Raw genomic sequence first — 2200 nt, 5'->3', positions numbered from 1 at the left:
TCAGGGCGCATCGGGGCGGTCCCTCGGACGGGTCCGCCACGCCCGTGCCCNTGAAGGCCGACGCGGCATCGGCGTTCGTCACGTTCAGCCGCCTCACCCAGCCGCGGGCGAGAGTCNNGNCCANGGCCAGAGGCTGGTAGAGATCGGGCCTGGCCTCGACCTCAAAGCCGACATTGGCCGCTCCGAAGCCGAGTTTCGCGCGGGCGACCGCCAGGGCCGAGGCGAGGATCGACTGGTTGATCACCCGGGTCGAGGCGGTGGCCATGGAGATGCCGTCCACCGTGGTCTGGGGCGCGGCGCCGGCGGCCCGCGCGTTCGGCCGGCCAACCCGGATCGCCTGCCGGGCCGAGAGGCCCGCATACTGCTCGACGAAGGCGAAGAGCGGCTCCGGGCCTAGGCCTTCGAGGAAGACCGGCTCGTGATGCGAGAGCACCGTCACGTCCCGGAAGGTGCCGTCGGGGGCGAGCGCGATCAGCAGGTCGGGAGGCGTGCCGCCGAAGCCGGGGATCGGCGCGAGATCGACGGATTCGAAGGCGTAGGCGAAGACCTCGTAGGACCCGGCCTGCTGCTTCAGGATGGGCCAGACCGGGAGCCTGTCGTCCTTCTCGCCGACGACCAGCGGAGGCGGGAAGTGTCGTTCGAGGGCGGCCCGATCGAGCTGGCCGGCGGCGGCGGGGTGCGCGACCAGGACAGCGAGAAGCAGCAATGCGGCGCGCAGGAGCAGGCCCGCGCCCCGGCCACCACCCACCGCGGCCCGAGGCGCGGGCGGCTGCGGAGACGCTCCGCACCGCATCGGCCGGGCCTTCCGCCTGCCCCCGCCCCTGGCAGCGTCGGTCACGCATCCGGGTTGAACACGGCCGCTGGCGGCAGAGCGCGACGGGCCCCCTCTCCCGTGCGGGAGAGGGTTGGGGTGAGGGATCGGAACGTCCAACATGGAGCACGCCGTCGACGTGCGGGTCCGCTGCGCCTCATCCGGATGCCGCACGTCCCTCACCCTGTCCCTCTCCCGCACGGGAGAGGGGACCCGCGCTCCGTCCCGTAGCCGCGTCGCCGCTGCCGATGCGTGGATCCGATCGCCCTCACGGGAGCGGGAGATGCGGCCATGCGCAATCGCGGAAGATTCACGGCACCGCACCGGCGGCGCGCCCATCCGGCGCCTGCGCGGGCGTCATCGGCCGCGCCGCCGCGCCCCAGGGGAAGCGGCCGACCTTCACGGTCTTGATCGGCTTGAACGTCGCGGCGTCGATCACCGTCACGTCGCCGGAGACGCCGTTGGTGGCGAAGAGCCGCGTGCCGGCCGCGTTCAGGGCGAGCTGCCAGACCCGGCGGCCGACCAGGATGTAGCTCTCGACCGCATAGGTCGCGGTGTCCACCACCGCGACCCGGTCGGACGGCCCCAGAGCCACGAAGGCGTGGCGCCCGTCCTTCGAAAGCTGGATGCCCACCGGCTGGATCCGGTCGGCCGCGATCCCCTTCACGGCGAACTCGATCGTCCGCATCACCTGGCGGGTGGCGACGTCGATCACCGACACGGTGCCGCCGATCTCCGAGGATGCCCAGAGCCGGGCCCCGTCCGCCGTGAAGGCGGCGAAGCGCGGCCGCTGGCCGACCGGCGTGGCGTCCACCGCCGCCAGGCTCTTGGTATCGATCCAGTGGACCATGTTGGTGGTCTCGGAGGTCGTGACGGCGGTGCGGCCGTCCGGGCTCACCGCGACGCCTTCCGGCTCGATGCCGACATCGATCTGCGCCAGCACCTTGCGGCTCTGCGCGTCGACCACCGTGGTGGTGGCGTTCTCCTCGTTGGCGATGAACAGGGTGCGCCCGTCCGGCGCCAGGGCGAACTGCTCCGGATCCTCGCCGGAGGGCAGGTTGTGCCGCACCTCGCCGGTATCCGGATCGATCACCTGCACGGCATCGGAATCGCTGGCGCAGACGTAGAGGGCCCGCCCATCCTGCGAGAAGGTCAGCCCGCGGGGCCGACGGCCGACCGGGAAGGTGCGCAGCACCTCCAGGCTGTCGCCGTCGATCACCGAGACGGTGTTGTCGCGCTCGTTCGAGACGAAGATCTCCTCGGCCCGCGCGGGGCCTGCGAGGCAAAGGAGCAGCGCGAGGGCGGCGGGCCGGCTCATCCTGGTGTCCCCGAGAAGGCGCGGCAGGCACTTCTCGGGCTCGTCGAGGCCGAGGGTGTCGAGTTCCGTGC

The 2200-nt window shown here is 72.4% G+C and carries 2 protein-coding genes; both read right to left on the bottom strand.

The genetic code is table 11. The features are described 5' to 3' along the window. On the bottom strand, nucleotides 1-793 hold a 793-nt coding region (locus I53_RS14185), incomplete at its 3' end, for an FMN-binding protein (protein ID WP_043351757.1). 328 nt (nucleotides 794-1121) lie between these two features. Further along, complete coding sequence (locus tag I53_RS14180; protein WP_043351755.1) at nucleotides 1122-2129, bottom strand: YVTN family beta-propeller repeat protein; 1008 nt, start codon at nucleotides 2127-2129, stop codon at nucleotides 1122-1124. Between the last annotated feature and the right edge of the window lie 71 nt (nucleotides 2130-2200).

It is taken from the genome of Methylobacterium sp. B1 (assembly GCF_000333255.1).
In the GTDB taxonomy this organism is placed as follows: domain Bacteria; phylum Pseudomonadota; class Alphaproteobacteria; order Rhizobiales; family Beijerinckiaceae; genus Methylobacterium; species Methylobacterium fujisawaense.
Note: the sequence above shows the minus strand (reverse complement) of the source record. Positions and strands in the feature narration are given on the sequence as shown.

What these genes read in the sequence shown, in the direction of transcription:
- I53_RS14180 (WP_043351755.1), bottom strand. Translation starts at nt 2,129, where the DNA reads ATGAGCCGGCCCGCCGCCCTCGCGCTGCTCCTTTGCCTCGCAGGCCCC.